This window comes from Niveispirillum lacus, from assembly GCF_002251795.1.
GTDB lineage: Bacteria > Pseudomonadota > Alphaproteobacteria > Azospirillales > Azospirillaceae > Niveispirillum > Niveispirillum lacus.
Map to the genome: position 1 here is coordinate 37,731 of NZ_NOXU01000016.1, position 22,957 is coordinate 60,687.

A 22,957-nucleotide genomic window follows, 5' to 3' on the forward strand; every position below is an offset into this window, starting at 1 on the left:
TGCAGATCACCAGAATGAACAGTGATCAAAAATTTCTTATTTAGCCATCAACCCAGGCTGCGGCAGGCGCGCGCATCGGCCTGCCAGTGTCACGGGCAATCGGTCCGGGCCTTCGCCTGTGATGCGTGGACTGGTGGCGCCCCGATCACGATGTTTGTATGTCGGTCGCCGCCGATCTTTGTGTAATGCGCTGCGTTTCATCGTTCCCTGACGCGGGGTTAGCCGATAAAATACCTCCAACGTCGAATCTCGACCCACAAGTGATCAAGGTGGCAGGACCGGACCCCGGCGGGGTCCATCACCTGTCGCCGCCGGAGTTTCAGCGACCATGCCGATTATCAACCGTATCGCCGATTTCCATGCTGACATGACCGCTTGGCGGCACCATATCCACGAGAATCCCGAAACTGCGTTTGAGGAGTTCAAGACCTCTGATTTCGTGGCCGAGAAGCTTCAGGCCTTCGGTATTGAGGTGCATCGCGGTATCGCGGGGACTGGTCTGGTAGGTGTGCTCCATGGCAAGGACGGTCCCAATGGCAAAGCCATTGGCCTGCGGGCTGATATGGATGCCCTGAATATGGACGAAGGAAACACCTTCGCCCATGCCAGTAAGGTCCCGGGCAAGATGCATGGCTGCGGCCATGATGGGCACACGACGATGCTGCTGGGCGCCGCTCGCTACCTGGCGGAGACGCGGAATTTCAGCGGAACGGTGAACTTCATCTTCCAGCCAGCGGAAGAAGGCGCCGGAGGCGGGCGCCGTATGGTGGAGGAGGGGCTGTTTGACCGGTTTCCCTGTGACATGGTTTTCGGCATGCACAACTGGCCAGATCTGCCGCCCGGCGAAATGGTGGTCAAGGAAGGGCCGATCATGGCCGGGGCCGATCAGTTTGAGATTCGGGTGGCGGGTAAGGGGGGGCATGCCGCCCTGCCGCACCATGCCATCGATCCGGTGGTCATCGCGGCCCATATCGTCACGGCCACTCAGACGATTGTCAGCCGCAATGTCAGCCCGATCGAAAGCGGCGTAATCTCCATCACTCAAATCCATGCCGGTAGCGCCTATAATGTTATCCCGCAGGAAGTGATCATGCGGGGAACTGTGCGCGCCTTGAGCCACGAGGTTCGTGACCAGTTGGAGCAGGGACTGCGCCGAATTGTGGAGACCCTGCCGGCCGCCTTTGGGTCCAGCGCGACCTTAACCTATCGCCGCGGCTATCCACCTACCGTCAACCATGCCGGCATGCCGACTGCGCTTGCCGCCCGCGTGGCAGCCGAACTGGTGGGACCTGACAAGGTCCACGACAATGTGGGGCCCAGCATGGGCGCAGAGGATTTTGCCTTCATGTTGCAGGAACGGCCCGGTTGTTATGTCTGGATGGGCCAGGGTGGCGCCGCCTTGGGCTGCCTGTTGCATAACCCATCCTATGACTTCAATGATGACATCCTGCCGCTGGGTACCAGTTACTGGGCTCGGCTGGTGGAAACCGCCTTGTCGGCGGCGGCCTGATCCCATGGCGCTTCGCGTTTGCAACACAGGGCGGATCGGGGGATCCGTACTGGCCCTGGCGATGAGTTTGAGCTTGGCCGGTTGTGGTGCCGGCGCCGGTGCTTGGCTGGCAGGAGAAGCGGGTGGGGGTGTGTCGGGCATGTCCGGCGATGCGCCACCGCCCCTTGCTGCCCGCGCCATGTGGCGTGCGGAGAACGCCCGTGCCCAATCTCAATCCTTCTTGGTGGCGCGCAGCGATGCCGAATGGGCAGCTCTCTGGGATTTAGCTGGCCGATCCCCACCGGGCCGGTTGCCGCCAGATCAGATGGCGCTTGGGGTGTTCCTTGGTACCCGCACGACCACCGGTTACTCGGTGGATATCCTGCGACTCCGGCCTGAACGCCGTGACGGGCAGCGTGATCGGCTGGTCGTGGAATATCGGGAGGTGACACCGCCAGAAGGCCTGATCACGGCCCAGGTGCTGACCAGTCCCTACGCCATCATTCTGGTTGATCGCAGCGAATCCGTGGTCCGCTACAACCGGCTGCCGTAAGGCCGGAGCTGATAACGGCGTTCACTCCACAGCGCCGTCCATTACCACGCGGTTGCGACCGCTGCGTTTGGCCTGATAAAGGGCTGTGTCGGCCCGCCGCAGCAGGGCGTCGCCCGATTCCGGCTTGCCATCCGCATCCAGTGTCCAGTCGGCCAAAGCGACACCGATGGAGATCGTGATGTCGATTTTGCCGACCGGGGCCGATACCGTGAAAGGTTCCTCTGCGATGCGGCGGCGATGACGTTCGGCCACGGCCACGGCCTGATTGGCGTCGGTGTCCGGCATGATCACCACAAATTCCTCACCGCCCAGGCGGGCGACAAGGTCGAAATTGCGCAGGTTGCGGCTGGCGCGTTGTGCCACTTCCTTCAGCACCTCGTCACCGACGCCATGGCCCCAGGTGTCGTTGACCACCTTGAAATGATCGATATCGAACAACAGCGCCGATACCGGCTTGTTGTTGCCACCAGACCGGTCAAGCAGGCGCGGCAGATGCGCGGACAGGTACCGGCGGTTGAACAGGCCGGTCAAGCTATCGGTCAGGGCCATGGACAGGCTGGCCTCATAATTGGCGCGCAGCTTGTCCTGATAGCGCTTGCGTCGAACCTGCGTGCGGGTGCGTGCCAGCAATTCGTTCCGGTCGATGGGCTTGATCAGGTAGTCATTGGCGCCAAGCTCCAGCCCTTTGGCGACCCTATCCATATCCGTTTCATCGGCAAGCAGCAGAATGGGGATCTGGCGGGTCTTTTCATGGCTGCGCAATTGCGAGCAGAGCCGGAGCCCGTCCTCCCGCATCAGCGTCAGTGAGATCACGATCAGTTCAAATTCTTCCGACAGCGCCATTTCAAGGCCGCTGGCACAGGTGTCCGTATCGGTGACAACGTCACGGTCACGGGCCAGGGTTTCCGTAATCTTATCCAGGTCGATGGCACTGTCTTCGACCACCAGAACCCGGGCTGCTTCCGCCGTCTGGGTATGTACCGAGTCGGTTGAAACGAGCATGCCAAGTTGCCCTGACGTGCTTTCGCGTAACCGCCACTCGTCTGTCATCATCTTGAGGCGGACCAGGGAACGGACGCGGGCAAACAAGGCCACATCGTTTACCGGCTTGGTCAAGAAATCGTCGGCCCCGGCTTCCAGTCCTCGGACCCGGTCGGATGCATCTGACAAGGCGGTGACCATCACCACAGGTATGTGCATGGTCGCCGGATCTGCGCGGATTTTTTCACAGACTTCAAAACCGTCCATACCGGGCATCATAACATCCAGCAGCACGATATCCGGATGTTGGGCATGGATACGTTCCAGGGCTTCCGGCCCTGAATTGGCGGTCACCACGTCGAAATATTCCCTGGTCAGCTTGGCCGCCAGCAGCTTCACATTAGGCAGGACATCGTCAACAACCAGAACCCGAGCCGACATGGTTTTCACACCTACCGGCCCGCATGCACCGGGCCGTCAAAGGAAACGTTGCACCGTCTGCAGAAACTTCGCGACGGAGATTGGCTTGGCGATGTAATCCTCGCAACCACCTTCACGAATTTTCTCCTCATCCCCCTTCATGGCGAAGGCGGTGATGGCGACCACAGGGATCGCCTTCAGATCATCATCTTCCTTCAACCACTTGGTAACCTCAAGTCCGGATACCTCGGGAAGCTGAATATCCATCAAGATCAGATCAGGACGGTGCTGCCGGGCAAGACGAAGGGCCTCCATCCCGTCCTTGGTCTGCAAGGTTGCATAGCCATGCGCTTCCAGCAGATCGTGGAAGAGCTTCATATTCAGTTCATTATCCTCCACGATGAGAATACGGCGCTGGCGCTGCGCAGCCTGATCGCCATCTTGGACACCGTCCACACTCATCGGCACCGCTCCGCCTAGTCCCTGTTCAACCGCCAGAACCACCAGTCAATGGCTATCGGCAGTCCTGCCACCGACCTCCCGGTCATTAGAAGGCTCCAACCCTTAACCATTCGTTAGCGCCTGTCATCATTCATCATGCCCGCAGATCCCCAAAAACTCCATTCCAGTGCTGTGACCGATACGCTGTGCCGTGACTGCGGGCACCCGCAGGTGGACGCCCGCCGCTGTCGACATTGTGGGTCGGTTCGCATGGTGAAACATCCCGAATTGCATAGGCTGTCTATCGCCCATATTGATTGCGATGCCTTCTATGCCAGTGTGGAGAAACGTGACAGGCCGGAACTGGCCGATCAGCCAGTGATTGTCGGCGGTGGGCATCGCGGCGTGGTGTCGGCCTGCTGCTATATAGCCCGACTCTATGGTGTCCGTTCTGCCATGCCGATGTTCAAAGCCCTGCAACTGTGTCCGCAGGCTGTCATCATAAAACCAGACATGCAGAAATATGTCGGTGTCGGTCGCGCGGTCCGGTCACTGATGCAGGAGATGACACCCCTGGTCGAAGCGATCTCAATCGATGAAGCCTTCCTGGATCTGACGGGGACCGAACTCTTACATCACGGAAGTCCCGCGCGTACCTTGGTGCGACTGGTGAGACGTATCGAGACGGAGATCGGGGTCACCGCTTCCATCGGCCTGTCGCACAACAAATTCCTGGCCAAACTGGCCAGTGATCTGGATAAGCCGCGTGGATTCGCCATCATTGGTGAGGCCGAGACTTTGGCTTTCCTGGCGCCCCGGCCCGTGGGCATGATTTGGGGCGTTGGCAAGGCGCTGGCTGCCAAGATGGCGGCGGAAGGCATCCGCACCATTGGCCAGATTCGGGACATGGAGATGAAGGAACTGGTCCGGCGGTATGGTTCTATGGGTATGCGCCTCTATCATTTTTCACGCGGGCAGGATGATCGCCGCGTTACCCCGCACAGCCCGCTGAAAAGCATATCTTCGGAAACCACATTCAACCATGATCTCTGGTCTTTTGAAGACCTTGAACGGGAACTGTGGCCGCTGGCCGAAAAGGTCTCAAAGCGTATGAAATCAGGGGATCATGCCGGTCTGACCGTCACCCTGAAACTGAAGACCCCGGACTTTAAGCTCATCACACGCAGTCAACGACTATCGTCGCCAACACAATTGGCAGATAGAATCTTTCGCGTAGGCCGTGATTTGCTACGGACTGAGTGTGATGGCCGCCGGTTTCGCCTGTTGGGCATCGGGTGCCACGACCTAACCGATCCCCGTGATGCGGACCCTCCTGACCTGGCTGATCCAGGCCAGCAGCAAAGGGCCAAGGTGGAACGTGCTATAGACGCAGTGCGGGCAAAGCTGGGCGGACACGCGATAACCAAAGGACGCAGTTTGCCTGTGGTCGGTAGCAGCAGCGACCCTAACCAGGCCGGCGAAGGGTGATTATTTCCCGAAAGTAAAACGGAGACCGGCCAGAGCGGACCAAGTCTGGGCCGTGCCGTGCGTCGCAAAATCATCCGTGGCGGTGAAACTCGTCTCGTTGCCCCGCACATAACGGCCATCGGCGAAGAAGGAGAAGCTGCCCCCCACCGGCACCGACAGTCCGACCATACCCTGGTAGGCGAAATGTTCGGCACGCGCGTCGGTATAGCCCATGGCCAGCCGCTCTGCCTCCGTCCGCGTCCAGCCCATGCCAATCCCCACATAGGGTGTGAGCCAGTCTGTGACCTTCAGGTTGACGCGGGCATTGGCCATCGTCCCCAGTGATCCAATGACACCATCAACGCTAGGGGCTGTCAGCAGGGCCGAATCACGGTCGCGGTAGGCATATTCCAGTTCGAGCCGGAAACTTTCCATCGGGTGCCAATCATTGGCTGCCGTTGAAAGGCCGGGGTTGGCAGCACCCAAACCATATGTAGTGGCATTACCGGCGGTGCCGCCGACATAGCGGCCTGATAATCCCTGGAGATAAGCGTTTGGCAGGTCGGAATCGGGGATGCCCGCCTCCTGCGTAAGGGCAGGGGTGGCTATAAAAACGAAACAAACAGCAAAGAGGGCGGTCTTCAGCGACTTCATGACATAACTCCGACTTCTTTTCTAATAACCGACGTCGTCGGCGAAGTCATGCTTAGACCGGGGTGAACGCTCCCTCGAAACCCGATCCTCTGCCATGTGTGTCAGTCCCGACACGGAATTCTATTCCCACCTGGGTGCGCGGCTTGCCTCACTCGCTGGCCTTGGTGCCGCGGTCGCCCAAGCGGGAAGGACCCGGCGGAGCGCCGGCCGCGGCCACCCGCATCCGCAGGTGTAGTGTACCGGTGCCAAAATCAAGCGCAAATCCATCACTGATCCCAAGCACATCCATTCCCAGGATAAAGGCCGGTTCATCTTCCAGGCCTAAGGCTGTGTAGGCGTGGGCATCAATGAGTGTCGCTGGCAGACCTGTCACGGAAACCGGCCCGATCCGAACCCGCGGCAGAAGGAATACATGGCCGATACGCGTTTCTCCAGCCAGGTTGATCACTTCCGTCTGGCCAATGAGGCTGGCCGGTTTGCCACGGTCTTTCAAGGCGTTCAGCAGGACGGGGTTGAACATAGACCGTTCCGCGCCCGTATCGACAAGGCCATTAACCTGTATTCCCCCGATTTCCAAGGGTACGATCACAAGACCTGCCGGATGCACGCGGCCTTTGACCGACTCGTATCCTGTCGGGGCGAAGCGCCGGGAATGTTCAATCCTGATCTCGTCCCGTCGGAAGTTCACCGACAGGCGCTTGCCTTGCAAACTGTTGGTTCCCAACACGCCGCCGGCGCCGGACATGTCGCCGAAGGACAAGACTGGCGTCACCATGTTTGTCGCCACAAACCGTCCCATGTCGATCCGCCCCACCTTCATTGTGGGCATCACTAGCGGACCCAGCACATCATGTACCCGCATGAGATTGCCGGTGACTGTGACATCCGCCCCGACGGCCATGCCGGGAGCGTTGGGTGGAGCACTGAACCCCAGGGCGCGGGCAATATCCATCCCGATCATGGTGCCGGAACAGCCGGTATCTACCAGGAAACGCACCGGGCCGTAGCCATCGACCACCACCGGCGCCAATACGCGGCCGGCACGGTCGGGCCGGGTCGGAATGGCATAGACAGGGCCGGACGGCTGTGGTGGCGGGGGCGGGGACATCTCGGCTGTCACCGGCATGCAGCCCAGTAACAGCAATGCCGCCGCACTGATGATGCGGCGGGTCAACCTGCTGGTCTTAGGGACTGTTCGTGTCATTGCCGTCCCTCCCTGGTGGTCGGCACCTTCGGTCATGGGTACCGCGACCTGTGAGCAGTCTATTCCAGAATGCTTCGGTCAATCCCAGTAATCACGGCATAGCTCAGCCTGAGAAGGTCCGCTTTATGGAGGGTATAGGGAACCAGAGTTCTCCATCATGGTTGCAAGTCTGCAATAAAAAAGGCTGGGTTGGTGGCCCAGCCTTCTTCTATGATCTATTCAGACAGATGACTCTACCGTCAATTGGCTTTTGCTGCTGGCGTCGGCGCGCCGGGTGCCGGTAAAGGTTCCTTGCCCTTCTCCTTCAGCACTTTGACGATCCCGGCTGCGGCAGCGTCCGCCTGCGCCTTTTCCGCATCCGTCGCTTCATGCGAAAACACGTTCAGAACGCGGATCGCTTGCTCTTGCCCCGGCTGTTTCGGTAGCTCAATGAGCTGCATGACCAGGGCAACATGGATTTTGTTGCCCTGGCTATCACACGATACGGTACCGGAACGAAGTTGGTAAGCAGGCAGTTTCTCCGCAGCCCCCAGCGCAGGGGTGTAAGTACCTTCACAGCTCTTCTTCAACTGTTCCATATAGGTGTCAGCGACCTTGTTGAAATCGCCGGCAGCTTCTCCCATCGGGAAGCTGCGGACCGCGCCCAGAACCTTATCGCCGATCTGCCAGGCATAGTCACCGGGGCGCTGCTGCGGGGGGATCTTGTCAATTGGGATCGCGCGAGCATTGGACAGGCCGGCATCGACCAGCAGCTTGGCCAATGTGGGGGCGATCACCGGTTCCGTTGGTTCCGGCAGCTTGAGGGTGCCAGCCACACCCTGATCGACGCAGGTCGTCAGGTCGTTCATGGCCTTTGTTGTACCCTTCAACTGGAAGGACGCAGTGTCACCCGGTACCTCAATGGTGAGCACATTGCCAGTGGTCAGGCCCTTCAGCAACTCGGCATCATCACCAAGGCCGATGGCCAAGGCGTTCGGCTGGCTGACGACAGCCCCCAATTCTCGGTTGATCTTCCCGTCGATGGAAACCTTGAGAGCGGCCCGCTGACCGGTCGGCATCTGGGCACCAGGAATGCCTAGGACCATCTGAACCCGCTTCGCGGGGTTGCGCAGGAAAATCAAATGCAAGTTGTTGTCAAACTCTACCGAGGCGCCACACATCTTGAAGCTGCCATCGGAGAACACCTGTGGACCAACCTGCCATTCGCTTTTGGGCACACCTGGCTTGGCCGGTTTGGGCGGCGACGTTGTCGCTGCGGCAGGACGTGCGGCTGGCGCTCCCTGCGCTGCGCCACCCACTGTGCCGGCGGATGGCGCGGGTGCGGAAGATTGGCCGATCGTGCCAGCCGCGGGGCCGCCTCCAATGGTGCCGGCGGCAGGACTGCCCGATTGCTGCGGCGAGATTACCGCGCCAGGCAGTATAAGCCCGCTACCGGCCTGTGGCTGCTGCTGATCGGTGGATTGGGCGGCAGCGCCACCTGTGAGACACAGCGCAGCGCTGCCGGCAAGCAGCAGATGCCGCAGGACGCGCGGTGCGAAGAAAGACAAGCTGGGAACCACGGGAAACAACCCCTCTGCACATTGGGCGGTGGGACCCTAGGCTTGTTCCCTGCGCATGGCAAGGGGGCACGTGAAGGGGGAAAGCACCAGCAAAGGCGCGGCTTACCAACTATTGAACGTCGCTCACACTACCAAGGCTGCCAATGACGGATCATCGGGCAGGATACCCTGTCCTCAGCGATGCGTGCCGCCGTCAAAGAATCATAACCAAATGAGCATGTTTTTGCGCTCGCGCCGCTTCGGGCCATTATCGTATGTATTGGATTGTCGGCCGGCTTGCGCCAAATGGTGCAGCCCTGCTGGCCAAGGCGAAGGAATGGGCATGCGGTATGAAGAAACACATCTGCGGCATGCGGTGATCGGGGTGCCGGAATGGGCTCAGTCCGAATGCCGACGCGCACTGGCACGCCGATATGCTGACATGATGTTTAACGACCATGCTTTCATCCGCATGGTTTACCGCAATTTTCACCCTATTGGCCCCAATCTGTACCGGTCCAGTCAGCCGACCCCAGGGCAGATGAAAGATCTGGCCAAGATGGGAATCCGGACCATCATCAATCTGCGTGGCCGGCGGATCACCTGCGGTTCCTATTTTTTTGAAGTTCGTGCGTGCGCGCGACTGGGGATCGAACTGATCGATTTCCCGGTACGTTCACGGGATGTACCGCGCAAGGAAGATCTGGTCGCCGCCCGCGAGCTTTTCTGTCGCCTGGAAGGACCGACCGTCATGCACTGCAAAGCCGGTGCTGACCGGGTCGGTCTGATGAGTGTGCTTTATCAGTTCGTGGGTCTTGGGCTCCCTTTAGAGCAGGCGATGGGCCAGCTTTCGTGGAGATACGGTCATCTTCGCCAATCAAAGACAGGTATCCTCGACCATTTCTTTGAACAGTTCATGGCCACCGGCGGACGCACTGTTGACGAATTCTATCAGTGGGTAGAACGCGATTATGATCCGGTTGCCATGAAGGCTGATTTTCGGTCGCGCCGCTGGGCCAATCTTTTGATGGACCGCTTGCTGGGCCGGGAGTGACCGACCAGACAGTTGGGTTTCAGGCTAACCTGTCGATCTGCCGGTCGGTAAGATTACCCGGCACAATCACCAATGGGATGTCGAGCGACCCGGCCAGTTCGCCAGCCAACCAAGAGATCAATCGTCCTCGCCGCGCCGATGCTGGGGCGGCGCCAACGACCAACGCGTGAATATCTCCATCCTCCTGGATGGCGTCCAGGATTTCCGTGCCAATGGTACCGCGCCGGAAGTTAAGTTCGGGCATTAGGCCAGTGAGGGCCCAGACCTCTCCTGCCATGCTTTGGAGCAGGCATTCAGCCTCTTCCCGCTGTTCGGCCTCCATCGTATCGGCCACACGCATCCATCCCTGACAGTCCACCGGTTCACAGACATGCAGCAACGCGAGAATGCCACCGGTATTGCGGGCACGCAGAGCGGCGAAACGCAAGGCGGCGCGGCTTTGCGTGCTTCCATCTACACAGACCAGGAATTTGAACCGGTCACTCGGCTCTGTTCGTCGCGTTGCGACCGGGGATAGCGATGGGATGGCTGATTGAGGTGGTGTCGCCCCCTCTGCGTGCCGCGACCGCAAACCCCCATTCATGGAAACAAGCATCATCGTTCTCCTGTCAACCGGGGCAGGGGACGTGCACTTGAACAAACACCAGGGCGGGTTCAGCCCCGACCCGCCACATAGTCCCGCAGACTTTCCACCTCATGCGTGTATTCGGCCAGGCGGAACTTGACCACGTCGCCGATAGAGATGACCCCAACCAGGATGCCATTTTCCACCACGGGCATATGCCGGAAACGGCCCTCCGTCATCCGGCTCATCACGGAGGCAACCGTATCGGCCGGCGTGCAGGATACGACCTTCGCGGTCATCAGCGCAGAGACGGGCTTGTCCAGAACATCGGCTCCGTGCAGGGCCAGGCCGCGGACGATGTCACGCTCCGACAGAATGCCGACAATCCCCCCGGCTTCGTTCAGCACCAGCATCGCACCGATACGATTGGCATGCAGGACATGGCTAACCGAGCCGACACTTTCATCGGGACGCGTGGTGATGATGGTGGCGCCCTTGTTCTTGAGGATGGCAGACACATGCATGAGCGGTCCTTTCCTTCCCTTGGCGCGAGTTATCGACCCGCTGCCCTAAGGGAACGCGATGTTGCGCCGCACGCGCAAGCCTTATTCCATCATCCTGTCCAACCGGGCTGCCAGCAATCGCCGATCGGGTTGGTTGATCCCTACTCGGTCGGCGATATCCAGGGCTTGCCGCAATTGTTCTGCCGCACCTGCCCGGTCACCCAGCCGTTCCAGCATTGCCGCCTTTGTCGCCGCAAAGAGGGGATAACGGGCGATCAGCCCATCACCTTCCAGCGGGGCCAGGGCTGACAGCCCAGCCGACGGCCCGTCGCGCTCTCCCACCGCCACCGCCCGGTTCAGCAGGGTAACGGGACCGGGCGCCAGACGGATCAGCCGATCATAGAGTATGACAATATGCGGCCAGTCGGTGTCGCCCCAGGTAGGGGCTGCCGCATGCGCGGCGGCAATCGCGGCCTCCAGATGCCAGCGTGTTTCCGTGGACCCCGCCATACTGGCCTTCAAATGGCGGAAACCAGCGGCGATCAGACCCTGGTGCCACGCATCCCGGTCCTGGTCAGCCAGCAGCACTGGCAAACCGTCAGCACCCTGCCGCGCGGGCAGGCGCGCCGCCGTCAGACAGGTCAGGGCCGCCATGGCTTCTGCCTCCGGTCGGCCTGTTACCGGATGGTCGGCCAGATGTCTGGCAAGCTGCAGTGCCTCTGACACCAGGTCAGCGCGGATCAACTCCTCGCCGTCGCTGCTGCCCACCCCCTCATTGAACAGCAGATACAGCGTTCCTAGAACGGCCTCCAGTCGCCCGGGCAATTCGCTGCCCGCTGGGATGGCAAAGGGCACTCTCGCGTCGGCCAGCCGTGCCTTGGCCCGCGTGATCCGCTGGGCAACGGTTGGTTCCGACAGAAGGAAGGCCCGTGCGATCTGTCCGGTACCCAGGCCGCAAACGGCTTTCAACGTCAGCGCCACCCGTGCCTCCACCGCCAGCACCGGGTGACAGCAGGCGAATATCAGGCCCAGCTTTTCATTCGACAATTCGGCGACAAAGCGTGGATCATCACCACCTGTCGTGGGGTCGGGCAGGCTGTCAGCCAGATCTTCCGGTGTGATGGGGGCTGTGAAGCGGCGGCGGCGCAGGCCATCCACCGCTTCGTTCCGCGCCGCCCGCCACAGCCAACCCATGGGATTATCGGGAATGCTGGTGCGGGGCCAAACATGCAGGGCCTTGGTCAGAACTGACTGTACGATCTCTTCGGCTTCATCCAGCTTGCCCGGACCCAGCAATCGGGCCAACCGGGCCGTCAGGTGCCCGGCTTCTGTGCGGAACAGACCTTCAATCAGCCCCCCCGCCGGATTAGCCATCGATGTTATCGACCTGCCGAATTTCGACCACGCCATATTTTACATGTGGGCAGTCGGTCGCCAATGCCTCGGCATCGGCATAGTCCGCTGCCTCAATGATAAAGAAACCGCCGATCACTTCCTTGGCTTCGGCATAGGGGCCATCGATGGCCACCAAGCTGCCCGACCGGGCCGTGAGATGACGTCCACCTTCATCGCGCAGCTTCTCTCCGCCTGCCATCCGGCCTTCCATCCCCAGTTTCTGGGCCCAGGCGCTGTATTCCTGAATGATCGCCTGCAGATCGTCAGGGGACAGGCTGGCAAATGTGGCGGGGTTTTCACGTAGGATCAGCATGAATTTGGCCATGGAACACTCCCTTATCGGCCAGACGCAGCGCCAATCGCTGTGTCTGATCCTCCTGACGGCTGAGATTTCCGCGTTTCGACAGGATTGTCGAAAAATTTTTCACACCCCACTATGGGTGAGGGATCAGGGTCGCTCTCGGGGATGGTGATGAAACTTGAAGACCGTATGGCGGTAAAGCTGCTGGCGTTGGCGTCGGTGCAGTTAGGCAAGGCCATGAACGAAACCTTGTGCACCGAACCCGACCGCCGGCTGGTTAAAGGACTTTTGGCGGATGTGAAGGAAATGCTGTCGGATTTCGAACAGCAATATCTCCAGGACAGGCAGGGTTAGGGGCGGCATCCCGCCGCCCCATTTTCTACTCAGAATCGCCAGGCAAGGCCAGCGCGCACGGCATCGCCTTTGTCCCCCCTTATTTGGGTGGCATAGCTTACGGATAAGGTAGTGCTGTCGCCCCCTGACAGGGAGAGCGTTGGTGCTACCGACACTCGGTCGCGGGGACCGTCGCCGACAAACAGGCTCACCGGCCGGGCTGTGTTGTCGATCAGGTCGGCCAGGGTCGCGGTGCCGGGCCGGTCCAGATGACGGGTATAGGAGGCTTCCACCTGACCCGACAGGCGGATATTCGGTGACAGGTTCACTGGCCTGAAACCTGCTTTCAGACTGGCTGTCGCGGTCCAGTCACTGCGCTTCATCCGGTCAATCTTCATCTCCAACCCGGCCCCGTTCCGCTCGGCATAGGATTTGACCGAAGCCTCATCCAGCCCGAATCCCAGGCCAGGTTCAATGAACAGATCGCCCATATCAACGTGCCAAGCGGCAGTGAAGGCGTAACTGCTGGCCTCACCCTGGCTGTCGCCACGTGGGGTCAGCGTGGGAATGCCGCCAGGGCGTGTGATTCTGTCCAGATCGAACCATGCATGCCCCAGGCTGGAGCGCAGCTGTAAACGGCCAATATTGTTGGTCACTTGCACGCTGGCGATGGCACCCGTCAGATCAAAGCCGCCGCCTGCCTGGAACCGGCCTGTACCTTCCAACGGCCCGCCGCCCAACGCAATGCGCCAGCCATCGTGATCCGCATAGGACATACCGGCAATGGCGGCCTTCACCGTCTGCTGCGCCAAGGCGCCATCACCTCCAGCATCGCGGCGGCGCCAACCGCTATCAGCGAACAGGCCAAACCCCTGCCGCTTACCATCCGCTCCGGCCATGCCCGCCTGCCCCAGGTCGGCGGCCAATCGCCCGGCATCGATACCGATATCCGACAGTCGCGCTGCGCGCCGATTGACCCCACCCAGGACCTGATCCACCAGGGTCGCATAATACGCAGCCTCATAGGCCTGGGCTGGAGCGGTCAGGTGCAGATTGTCAATGAACAGGAACTGATTCTGCACGGCCCGGTCACTGGAACAGACCGTTTCGGCATAGATATCGATGCATCCCTCCGTCGCCGGCCGGGTGAAGCCCAGTTGCTTGGCATTGCTCGAAAGATGTTCTTGCAATTTCGATAGGCGAACCGTGACCAGACTGGCATCGGCGGGCACGGCAACTTGCGACAAGCCGGTGTCCAGCGCGGTCCGCGCTGTGTCCGACAGGGCCTTCATTGCGCCCCTTATCTGCGCCAGTCCGGCCTGGGCCTGTGGGGGGATCGTGCTTGAATTGAACTGCGGTGCTTGTTCGATGTGGGGGATGTCCCAGACGAAGACATGCTTGGCACCGGCCTGGAACAAGTTGCGGGAGGTGCCCGTCAGGTTGGATACCAGAGACGCCACGGTGGCGGCTGGGTCGCCCTCCTCCGCGAACAGGGCGTTCATCAGGTCGTTAGGGCCGGCATTGATGAAGAACAGGTCGCCCGGCTGTACGGAGATCTGTCGTGCGGCCAGCAATCCCTGGAACCGTCCCAACTGCCGTAGCACACCATAATCATATTCGTTCAGGTCGGTGACGGTGATGTTGCCCATCCCCGTTGTGGCATTGGAATGGGCAAAGTTAACGCGGTTGCCATAGGGCCCGCCGGCATTCACCGGCCGCATGCCGGGGGCCAGCAGTTCGTTCCAGATAGGCCCGTTGCTTTCCCGCGTCCAGCCATTGGCAATATAGCTGGTGGGGAACGCTGCGCCGACCAGACCCGGCGTCAGGTAGAGATTGCCCATCTCCGACGAACTGTCGCCAAACACATAGGCGCCGCGGCCGGCGGGAAGGGTGCTGGGGTGCTGCTCGGTGGCATCAGCGGTCAGCGCCAGGGTGATCAACGCCGTCCCGCAGGCCAGAAGGGCCCGAACAGACAGGGTGGGGCGGTCGAAACGGTGGGTGGCTGTCACACGGATCATGATCTCGGTCGTTGGCTATTGTCGGGGCCGGCCACTGCGCCGGTGGTCCGTTACCTGCCCTTTTGCGCCTCGTCCGTCGTCCGATCCTGTAGGCCAGGACCTCTCTCCAGAGGTTTGACGACCGCCCAAGGCTCGCGGTAGCGTCCGCACGACCAGACGGGAGGGGGCAGTGCAGCCGTTCCAGATCGCCAATGCGGCCCTGTCGCTGCTGATCGCGGCACAGGTCATTTTTATGGTGCCGCTGCTTCTCGCCCGGCCCGAACGTCGCACCTTGTCGAACCGTTGGCTGGCGGCGTTGCTCGGCCTGTTTGCGCTGAACAATATCCTGGATATCGCCGGGGGCTTGTCTTCCCTGGGCGATCACCCTGCCTTCATCGCCATCAATATCTGGCTGGTTGCGCCGATGGGGCCTTTGGCTTTCTGCCATATCGTCACCGCCTTGCCGGGCGGCCGTGTCGAAGCACCTGTGCGTCTGTGGTTGCCTGTTCTGTTGATGGCCCTGTTGATGGTTCCATGGCTGTTCCTGTCCCCGGCAAGCCTGGAGACAGCCCTGTCGGGCGGGGGGGCGTCAGCTTGGTTGGTACTGCTGGCGGGCGCCGGAGCGCTCGTCCTTTTGCCGTCCTTGATACTATTTCTGGGGGCCTGTCTTTGGGGCGCAATCAGGCGGGTGGACGCCGTAAAGGCGGCGCCGAATGGTGCCGGTGCGGTCCATCTGGCCTGGCTGTCCTTGCTGTCACGGGGTCTGCTGTTGATGTGGGCGGTGCTGACCCTGTCACTTATCCTTACCCTGTTCGGGGGGGAGCAGGTGGTGGAGCTGGCGGCGGGCATTGCGTATCTGCTGGCTACCTATGGGCTATCATTGCTGGCGCTGGGTCGGGCCGATGCATTTGTGCCGCCGCGGGAGGTGGGTGAGCGGGTGATGGCTCTTCTGACGGCGCCCGTCGCCAAATACCGCAAATCGGCTCTGACGGAGACGGATATTACCCGCCTTCTGGCCAAGGCTGATTATGCCATGCAGCAGGACGGGCTGTGGCGAGAAAGCGGCCTGACACTGCCGTATCTGGCCCGGCATGTCGGTGCCAGCGTCAACGACCTGTCCCAGGCCTTGAACGAAGGGCGGGGGATAAACTTCTTCGACTTTGTGAACGGATTCCGTGTGGACGCCGTGAAGCAGGCGCTGGCCGACCCCGCCTTGCAGGATCGGCCAGTGCTCGATCTGGCGCTGGAGGCCGGTTTCAACAGTAAATCGGCCTTCAATGCTGCCTTCAAGAAACGGACTGGACAAACCCCGAGCGCCTTTCGCGCCAGGGCTTGACAGTCAGGCCTGCCCGACCTGGGCCATGCGGCGCACATGGTCGGTCGGCCGCACCGCCTTCCATTCTCGCATGCGCAGATCGGCGTCCCCGGCGGCATTGGCATGGGATTGACGGGCGGCGGGGTGTTGCATCGGACCGGGCTTCATCCGCGCCTGACGCCATTCGCTGTCGGCCAGACGGGGAGAGGTGCTGTTCGGCATCGGCATGATCGCCTCCATTTCTGTGAAAAGCGGGGCTGCGCTGGTTCCACTCTCGGCAAATCAACCATCCCCTGCTACCCATGTCTCCGGTATTGACCCTGCAGGGGAGGGACGGTCTTGGAAGGAACGGTTATCGCAGGGCATGCGGCTCACGGCCTTTCCATCGTGGAAGAGACGCTGATGTTCCTGTCCGTCGCCGTCGCCTGCATTTTACTCCTTCATCGTTTCAGAATCAGCCCTGTTTTGGGTTATCTGGCGGGCGGGCTGATTCTCGGTCCTTCGGGCTTCGGTGTGGTGAGCCTGGAGGAAGATGTCCGGGCGGTGGCTGAGCTGGGTGTGGTCTTCCTGCTTTTCCTGATCGGTCTGGAACTGTCGGGCGAGCGTCTGCGTGCCTTACGTCGTTGGGTATTCGGGCTTGGGCTGGCGCAGTTTCTGGTGACCGGGGTACTGCTGGCTTTTGTTGGCATGGCGTTGGGGCTTGATTTCCCGGTTGCGGCCGTGCTGGGCGGTGGGCTTGCTCTCTCCTCCACGGCGGTGGTTGTGCAGTTGTTGATTGAGCGCGGGCAGGTGGCGTCGCCGACCGGTCGGGTAACTTTCGCCGTACTGCTGTTACAGGATCTCGCCGTCGTCCCGCTGTTGCTGCTGGCCACCACTCTGTCGGGGCCGCCTGCGCAGTCAGTGCCGTTGGCGCTGTCCATCGCGATGGGTAAGGCAGCGCTGGCCGTAGCCCTGATCCTCCTGCTCGGTCGCTTCACCCTGGGGCCGTTGCTAAGGGCAGTAGCAGCAACCCGCAGTACCGAACTGTTCACCGCCACCGCCCTGCTCATCGTGCTGGGTACCGGCTGGGCGACGGGCTTGGGCGGCCTGTCGTCGGCATTGGGTGCCTTTTTGGCCGGGCTGGTGCTGGCGGGGACAGAGTTCCGGCATCAGGCCGAATCAGATATGCAACCCTTCAAGGGTCTCTTGCTGGGTCTGTTCTTCCTGTCGGTGGGCCTGGGTATCGATGTCGCCGCCATCGCCGATCGGGCGCATTGGATATTCCTGGGCGTTCTAGGCCTGATCACCGTTAAGGCGCTGACCGCGGGTCTGCTGGCGCGGGCCTTTGGCGCACCACGGGATGTCGCCATCCGGACCGGCCTGTTGCTGGGCGAGGCAGGCGAGTTCGCCTTTGTCATTATCACAACCGCTGTTGCCGGCCGGTTGATCGATAATGGCTGGGGGCAGACCTTGGCGGCCACGGTGGGTCTTTCTATCGCCGTCACGCCGTTTCTGCCGGCTCTGGCTGACCGGCTTGTCGCCCGGTTCGTTCCGCCTTCGGCCCCGGCTGCTATGGGGGGAGGTGACGAGGCGGAACCCCATAACCATGTCATCATCTGCGGCTTCGGCCGGGTGGGTCAGACGGTTGCCGCCCTGATGGCGCGCCAGCAGGTTCCCTTTGTCGGCATCGACATGAATGCCGATCTGGTTCGCCAGCATGCGATCAAAGGTATGCCTGTTCTTTATGGGGATAGTGCCCGACATGAAACCTTGAAACGGCTGGGCGCCGAACACGCCGTGGCGGCCATCATCACGCTGGATGACCCCCAGGCCGCCGCCCGCACCGTTGCAGCTTTCCGTGATCATTGGCCAAGCCTGCGCCTGTTTGCCCGCGCCCGTGACCGCGTGCATGCTGCGGCCCTACTGGCCCTGGGCGTGGAGGCGGTTGTGCCGGAAACCTTCGAGAGCAGTCTGGTCCTGGCGCGGGGCGCGCTCGAATCACTGGGCGTGCCGTCTGCTGCGGTTGATGAGTTGGTGACGCTCTATCGCGAAACCGACCATGGCATGACCAGGGCCAGCGATGGCCAGACCTGAACAGGTTTTTGGGCCTATCCTTCCGCGCCACAAAAAAAGATTAACGCTCTTGTCAGATAGTGCGATGGTTCGCGCGGACGCACGGCACCCGAAAGGTCTAGCCGGGTTCGGCCATATACTGACGGGAGCGGGATCGTGAGCCGGTCCATCGAAGGCGTATCGAACTGGATGCATATGTTCCGCTGGATCGTGAAGCTGATCCGCGATGAATATGGTGTGGACGAGAAGATACTGACCCGCACTGCCATGCTGGAAACAGATTGTGGCCTCGCCATCGAGCAGGTGGAAGAGGTGCTGGAGATCATTGCCGAAAGCTTCGAAGTGCGTTTTCCCTCCGGCACGCTGGATGAAGTGCTGAAGCTCGAAGAACTGTGCATGCTGGCGGCGTGGCTGCGCGGTCTGTTCAAAAAGCCGGAATTCATTTCTGCGGATTTCGAAGGCCGCTGTCGTGCTTCAAACCCGCTTGCCGGGGCCTGAACCTCGGTCCATATCAGGCGTCCATGCGTGTCGTCGCGTCAAATGCCCTCATTTGAAACGCTGATCACACGACCAACCCGACTACTCATCCGGGCGTATGCCGATATGACGATCCATCTCCTGCGTTTGGCAGTTGGGGCCGAAAGCCTTCAGTCAATGCGCGACTGGCGCCGTGATCACCAGATCACTTGGCGAGGGCGCCCCGTCGTGCCCACCCACACAAGGCGGGCGCCGACCCGGGCAGCGGAACTGCTAGATGGTGGATGCATTTATTGGGTGGTCAAGGGCTTCGTGCAGTGCCGACAGCGCTTTGTCGGCTTTGACATGGTCCGTGATGGTGATGGCATCGACTATTGTCGCATGCTGATGGACCCGGAACTGATCGAAACCGTGTCCATGCCCAAGCGCCCTTTCCAGGGCTGGCGCTATCTGAAGCCAGAAGACGCGCCGGCGGATCTGGGAGAAGGGCAGGGGGGCGATCCTCTGCCCGAACACCTCCTGGCCGAACTGCGGGCGTTAGGGTTGGTGTGAACAGAAAATGCGGTAGGTGCGAAAATAGTTGTTGCAGCGCCAAGTCGACGGGTCTATACCCCGGCTCCCGTTTGAAGCGGCGCCTTTGGGTGTTGGGACAAATGAGGCCTGGATGGTGGGTTTTCCCAGTATCCAACGGTTCTTGAGCCAGTATGACTGGTGATACAAGTTAACGTACAGTTGGCCATTGGCTGTTGGTGCTTGTTAAGCAGTTCTTAATGACTGCGGTGCGACCATCGACTTCGTCGGTAGCTTTTGATGATGATTTTCGGGGCTCTTGATAGCAGCGAAAAAAACCAAAAAAAGTGATTGACACGGTTCGGCAGGGCGTTTAGAAAACGCTCCACCGACGCGCCGGACACGCTCTGGCGGCGATGGTTGACTGATCTCCGATTTTGGGGTTGACGACGAAAGTCGGAAGGCCTAGATGAAAGAGATCGCGGCAGTGGTCAAGGCCACTGCGTCATGCGCCTTCCCTTCTCTTGGTGGGGTTTGGTTGGTCCGGTGCAAACTGGCCAACAGGCGTTTTTCGGTCGCTGGCCGATGGTTCTTTGACAAGTGAATCTGTTGAGAAGGGATGCGCAGGCGGCGGATCTTGATGAGCTGGCGGGTCTGGTTCGTTTGGATACGTGACGTTTGAGCATCCGGAATATGTTGCTCTTAACGCCATCCGCTATCTTTGGATGGTGGATGGGTTAGGTGACAGATGATTGGGTAAGTGTTTTGACGTTAAGTATCCGTCAATGAGGTTTGTTTGGCTTTGGCTGAACGAGCCGCGAAAAACCTGAGAGTTTGATCCTGGCTCAGAACGAACGCTGGCGGCAGGCCTAACACATGCAAGTCGAACGCATCGCAAGATGAGTGGCGCACGGGTGAGTAACACGTGGGAATGTACCCTTTGGTTCGGAATAACGTTTGGAAACGGACGCTAATACCGGATGAGCCCTGCGGGGGAAAGATTTATCGCCAAAGGAGCAGCCCGCGTCTGATTAGCTAGTTGGTGGGGTAAAGGCCTACCAAGGCGACGATCAGTAGCTGGTCTGAGAGGATGATCAGCCACACTGGGACTGAGACACGGCCCAGACTCCTACGGGAGGCAGCAGTGGGGAATATTGGACAATGGGCGGAAGCCTGATCCAGCCATGCCGCGTGAGTGATGAAGGCCTTCGGGTTGTAAAGCTCTTTCGCACGCGACGATGATGACGGTAGCGTGAGAAGAAGCCCCGGCTAACTTCGTGCCAGCAGCCGCGGTAATACGAAGGGGGCTAGCGTTGTTCGGAATTACTGGGCGTAAAGGGCGCGTAGGCGGCTTTGTCAGTCAGGCGTGAAAGCCCCGGGCTTAACCTGGGAACTGCGCTTGATACTGCAAGGCTAGAGTACCGGAGAGGTAGGTGGAATTCCCAGTGTAGAGGTGAAATTCGTAGATATTGGGAAGAACACCAGTGGCGAAGGCGGCCTACTGGACGGTAACTGACGCTGAGGCGCGAAAGCGTGGGGAGCAAACAGGATTAGATACCCTGGTAGTCCACGCCGTAAACGATGTCGGCTAGACGTTGGTGCTCTTAGAGCTTCAGTGTCGCAGCTAACGCATTAAGCCGACCGCCTGGGGAGTACGGCCGCAAGGTTGAAACTCAAAGGAATTGACGGGGGCCCGCACAAGCGGTGGAGCATGTGGTTTAATTCGAAGCAACGCGCAGAACCTTACCAACCCTTGACATGCCTTGACCGGTGCAGAGATGCACTTTTCCTTTCGGGGACAGGGACACAGGTGCTGCATGGCTGTCGTCAGCTCGTGTCGTGAGATGTTGGGTTAAGTCCCGCAACGAGCGCAACCCCCACTGTTAGTTGCCAGCATTGAGTTGGGCACTCTAGCAGAACTGCCGGTGACAAGCCGGAGGAAGGCGGGGATGACGTCAAGTCCTCATGGCCCTTACGGGTTGGGCTACACACGTGCTACAATGGTGGTGACAGTGGGCAGCGACCACGCGAGTGGAAGCGAATCTCCAAAAGCCATCTCAGTTCGGATTGCACTCTGCAACTCGGGTGCATGAAGTTGGAATCGCTAGTAATCGCGGATCAGCACGCCGCGGTGAATACGTTCCCGGGCCTTGTACACACCGCCCGTCACACCATGGGAGTTGGCTTTACCTGAAGCCGGTGCGCTAACCGCAAGGAGGCAGCCGACCACGGTACGGTCAGCGACTGGGGTGAAGTCGTAACAAGGTAGCCGTAGGGGAACCTGCGGCTGGATCACCTCCTTTCTAAGGAAGAACCTTCCTGTCGGACGCAGCCGGGATTATCTCGGTCATCGCTTGGGCGATGGGTCCGCCGTCTCCGCATCCCTTCTCATGGATCAACAGATGATAGGCCTGGCGCTTAGCTGTAAGCGCTGGGTTTTGTCATTTGGATCACCGCTAACTGGGGGCGTAGCTCAGTTGGGAGAGCGCGTGCTTTGCAAGCATGAGGTCGTCGGTTCGATCCCGTCCGCCTCCACCAGGTTCCGCTGATGCGTTGAGCTTGGAATGTTAGGGTGGTTAGGAGATCCATGGGGAGCAACAGATCGGTTGCCTGAAAGGGTGACTGTAGGCAGCAAGGGCTGCCGGTTCTTGGACATCGTGAAAAATGGTTTTGTGAAGTGTGACCGAATGGGTTCCGCTTTGCAGGGAAGCTGGCCTCTTAGCCGAGAAGGTCAGGTTCTGTCGTGATCTGGTAACGGATTTCGACAACTGGAGAGCGGATAGTGCTGTTTGTTGTGTTTGCGCTGTGTGGGTTTGTCCCTGCGCGTGAGCGTGATGAATGGATCAAGCGTCTTAAGGGCATCTGGTGGATGCCTTGGCACTGAGAGGCGATGAAGGACGTGGCACGCTGCGATAAGCCATGGGGAGCCGCGAGCAGGCTTTGATCCGTGGATTTCCGAATGGGGAAACCCCACCGTAAGGTGATCCCAGACTGAATACATAGGTTTGGGAGGCGAACCCGGGGAACTGAAACATCTAAGTACCCGGAGGAAAGGACATCAACCGAGACTCCGCTAGTAGTGGCGAGCGAACGCGGACCAGGCCAGTGGTTGATCTTACATAACCGGAACCGTCTGGAAAGTCGGGCCAAAGCGGGTGACAGCCCCGTACGGGTAAACCGAGATCAATCCTTGAGTAGGGCGGGACACGTGAAATCCTGTCTGAACATGGGGGGACCACCCTCCAAGCCTAAGTACTCCTCAGTGACCGATAGTGAACCAGTACCGTGAGGGAAAGGTGAAAAGCACCCCGACGAGGGGAGTGAAAGAGCACCTGAAACCGGATGCCTACAAACAGTCGGAGCCTCCTTGCGGGGTGACGGCGTACCTTTTGTATAATGGGTCAGCGACTTACAGTCGGCAGCGAGCTTAAGGCGATAGCTGGAGGCGTAGCGAAAGCGAGTCTGAATAGGGCGCTTTAGTTGCCGGTTGTAGACCCGAAACCTGATGATCTAGCCATGGCCAGGTTGAAGGTGCAGTAACATGCACTGGAGGACCGAACTCACGCCTGTTGAAAAAGTCGGAGATGAGCTGTGGCTAGGGGTGAAAGGCCAATCAAATCAGGAAATAGCTGGTTCTCCGCGAAAGCTATTTAGGTAGCGCGTCGGATGGTTACCGCCGGGGGTAGAGCACTGGATGGGCTAGGGGGG

The 22,957-nt window shown here is 60.1% G+C and carries 20 protein-coding genes, 1 tRNA gene and 2 rRNA genes; 12 read left to right on the plus strand and 11 right to left on the minus strand.

The annotated features are described in order from the left end of the window. Positions 1 to 328: 328 nt before the first annotated feature. Positions 329 to 1,510 carry a M20 aminoacylase family protein gene (locus CHU95_RS01845; protein ID WP_094453159.1) on the plus strand — a complete coding sequence of 394 codons (1,182 nt, stop codon included), beginning with the start codon at positions 329 to 331 and terminating at the stop codon, positions 1,508 to 1,510. 61 nt (positions 1,511 to 1,571) lie between these two features. Next, on the plus strand, positions 1,572 to 2,042 hold the full coding sequence (locus CHU95_RS01850) for a protease complex subunit PrcB family protein (protein WP_165771951.1): 471 nt from the start codon (positions 1,572 to 1,574) through the stop codon (positions 2,040 to 2,042). 21 nt (positions 2,043 to 2,063) lie between these two features. Here CHU95_RS01850 and CHU95_RS01855 read toward each other — a convergent pair whose 3' ends face one another. Continuing rightward, complete coding sequence (locus tag CHU95_RS01855; protein ID WP_094453163.1) at positions 2,064 to 3,464, minus strand: PleD family two-component system response regulator; 1,401 nt, start codon at positions 3,462 to 3,464, stop codon at positions 2,064 to 2,066. A gap of 36 nt (positions 3,465 to 3,500) precedes the next feature. Continuing rightward, positions 3,501 to 3,905, minus strand: coding sequence for a response regulator (locus tag CHU95_RS01860; RefSeq protein WP_094453165.1), 405 nt, complete (start codon positions 3,903 to 3,905; stop codon positions 3,501 to 3,503). Positions 3,906 to 4,040: 135 nt separating this feature from the next. Here CHU95_RS01860 and CHU95_RS01865 point away from each other — a divergent pair, with 135 nt between their 5' ends. Further along, the gene (locus CHU95_RS01865) at positions 4,041 to 5,372 is read left to right on the plus strand and encodes a DNA polymerase IV (RefSeq protein ID WP_094453167.1); all 1,332 of its coding nucleotides are present in this window, start codon (positions 4,041 to 4,043) and stop codon (positions 5,370 to 5,372) included. On the opposite strand, the gene CHU95_RS01870 is transcribed toward CHU95_RS01865, so the two are convergent. From CHU95_RS01870 to CHU95_RS01880, 3 genes are all read right to left on the minus strand, one after another. Continuing rightward, positions 5,373 to 6,005 (minus strand): outer membrane protein, encoded by a 633-nt coding sequence (locus CHU95_RS01870; protein WP_094453169.1) that lies wholly within the window; start codon positions 6,003 to 6,005, stop codon positions 5,373 to 5,375. A gap of 148 nt (positions 6,006 to 6,153) precedes the next feature. Beyond that, positions 6,154 to 7,209, minus strand: coding sequence for a retroviral-like aspartic protease family protein (locus CHU95_RS01875; protein WP_165771952.1), 1,056 nt, complete (start codon positions 7,207 to 7,209; stop codon positions 6,154 to 6,156). A gap of 239 nt (positions 7,210 to 7,448) precedes the next feature. Next, positions 7,449 to 8,756, minus strand: coding sequence for a hypothetical protein (locus CHU95_RS01880; protein ID WP_133065377.1), 1,308 nt, complete (start codon positions 8,754 to 8,756; stop codon positions 7,449 to 7,451). An 82-nt stretch (positions 8,757 to 8,838) separates the two neighbouring features. Here CHU95_RS01880 and CHU95_RS01885 point away from each other — a divergent pair, with 82 nt between their 5' ends. Continuing rightward, a complete protein-coding gene (locus CHU95_RS01885; RefSeq protein WP_245837812.1) occupies positions 8,839 to 9,801 on the plus strand; it encodes a fused DSP-PTPase phosphatase/NAD kinase-like protein in 963 nt (320 codons plus the stop codon). 19 nt (positions 9,802 to 9,820) lie between these two features. On the opposite strand, the gene CHU95_RS01890 is transcribed toward CHU95_RS01885, so the two are convergent. The 4 genes from CHU95_RS01890 to CHU95_RS01905 form a co-directional block, all read right to left on the minus strand. Further along, on the minus strand, positions 9,821 to 10,399 hold the full coding sequence (locus CHU95_RS01890; RefSeq protein ID WP_094453175.1) for a universal stress protein: 579 nt from the start codon (positions 10,397 to 10,399) through the stop codon (positions 9,821 to 9,823). A 56-nt stretch (positions 10,400 to 10,455) separates the two neighbouring features. Then, positions 10,456 to 10,890 carry a CBS domain-containing protein gene (locus CHU95_RS01895; protein ID WP_094453177.1) on the minus strand — a complete coding sequence of 145 codons (435 nt, stop codon included), beginning with the start codon at positions 10,888 to 10,890 and terminating at the stop codon, positions 10,456 to 10,458. 81 nt (positions 10,891 to 10,971) lie between these two features. Continuing rightward, positions 10,972 to 12,243: an RNA polymerase sigma factor gene (locus CHU95_RS01900; protein WP_165771953.1), complete on the minus strand. Its 1,272-nt coding sequence runs from the start codon at positions 12,241 to 12,243 to the stop codon at positions 10,972 to 10,974. Continuing rightward, the gene (locus CHU95_RS01905) at positions 12,236 to 12,589 is read right to left on the minus strand and encodes a YciI family protein (protein ID WP_094453181.1); all 354 of its coding nucleotides are present in this window, start codon (positions 12,587 to 12,589) and stop codon (positions 12,236 to 12,238) included. Before CHU95_RS01905 ends, CHU95_RS01900 begins: the two co-directional genes overlap by 8 nt. A 147-nt stretch (positions 12,590 to 12,736) precedes the next feature. On the opposite strand from CHU95_RS01905, the gene CHU95_RS01910 reads away from it, so the two are divergent. Beyond that, positions 12,737 to 12,919 carry a hypothetical protein gene (locus CHU95_RS01910; protein WP_133065378.1) on the plus strand — a complete coding sequence of 61 codons (183 nt, stop codon included), beginning with the start codon at positions 12,737 to 12,739 and terminating at the stop codon, positions 12,917 to 12,919. A 29-nt stretch (positions 12,920 to 12,948) separates the two neighbouring features. On the opposite strand, the gene CHU95_RS01915 is transcribed toward CHU95_RS01910, so the two are convergent. Further along, entirely contained in the window at positions 12,949 to 14,916 is a 1,968-nt protein-coding gene (locus tag CHU95_RS01915; RefSeq protein WP_094453185.1) for an SGNH/GDSL hydrolase family protein, read from the minus strand. 169 nt (positions 14,917 to 15,085) lie between these two features. On the opposite strand from CHU95_RS01915, the gene CHU95_RS01920 reads away from it, so the two are divergent. Beyond that, complete coding sequence (locus tag CHU95_RS01920; protein ID WP_094453187.1) at positions 15,086 to 16,231, plus strand: helix-turn-helix domain-containing protein; 1,146 nt, start codon at positions 15,086 to 15,088, stop codon at positions 16,229 to 16,231. A gap of 3 nt (positions 16,232 to 16,234) precedes the next feature. Here CHU95_RS01920 and CHU95_RS01925 read toward each other — a convergent pair whose 3' ends face one another. Then, a complete protein-coding gene (locus CHU95_RS01925; protein ID WP_133065379.1) occupies positions 16,235 to 16,438 on the minus strand; it encodes a hypothetical protein in 204 nt (67 codons plus the stop codon). A 111-nt stretch (positions 16,439 to 16,549) separates the two neighbouring features. Here CHU95_RS01925 and CHU95_RS01930 point away from each other — a divergent pair, with 111 nt between their 5' ends. The 6 genes from CHU95_RS01930 to CHU95_RS01955 all read left to right on the plus strand — a co-directional run. Further along, positions 16,550 to 18,283 (plus strand): monovalent cation:proton antiporter-2 (CPA2) family protein, encoded by a 1,734-nt coding sequence (locus tag CHU95_RS01930; RefSeq protein ID WP_133065380.1) that lies wholly within the window; start codon positions 16,550 to 16,552, stop codon positions 18,281 to 18,283. Between the two features lie 135 nt (positions 18,284 to 18,418). Beyond that, positions 18,419 to 18,760: an acyl carrier protein gene (locus CHU95_RS01935; RefSeq protein ID WP_094453193.1), complete on the plus strand. Its 342-nt coding sequence runs from the start codon at positions 18,419 to 18,421 to the stop codon at positions 18,758 to 18,760. A gap of 105 nt (positions 18,761 to 18,865) precedes the next feature. Continuing rightward, positions 18,866 to 19,291, plus strand: a complete 426-nt coding sequence (locus CHU95_RS01940; protein ID WP_094453195.1) for a DUF1489 family protein — start codon at positions 18,866 to 18,868, stop codon at positions 19,289 to 19,291. Between the two features lie 780 nt (positions 19,292 to 20,071). Further along, positions 20,072 to 21,552, plus strand: a 16S ribosomal RNA gene (locus tag CHU95_RS01945). Positions 21,553 to 21,711: 159 nt separating this feature from the next. Further along, positions 21,712 to 21,787 (plus strand) — tRNA-Ala (locus CHU95_RS01950). Positions 21,788 to 22,090: 303 nt separating this feature from the next. Beyond that, positions 22,091 to 22,957, plus strand: a 23S ribosomal RNA gene (locus CHU95_RS01955); the annotation flags it as partial.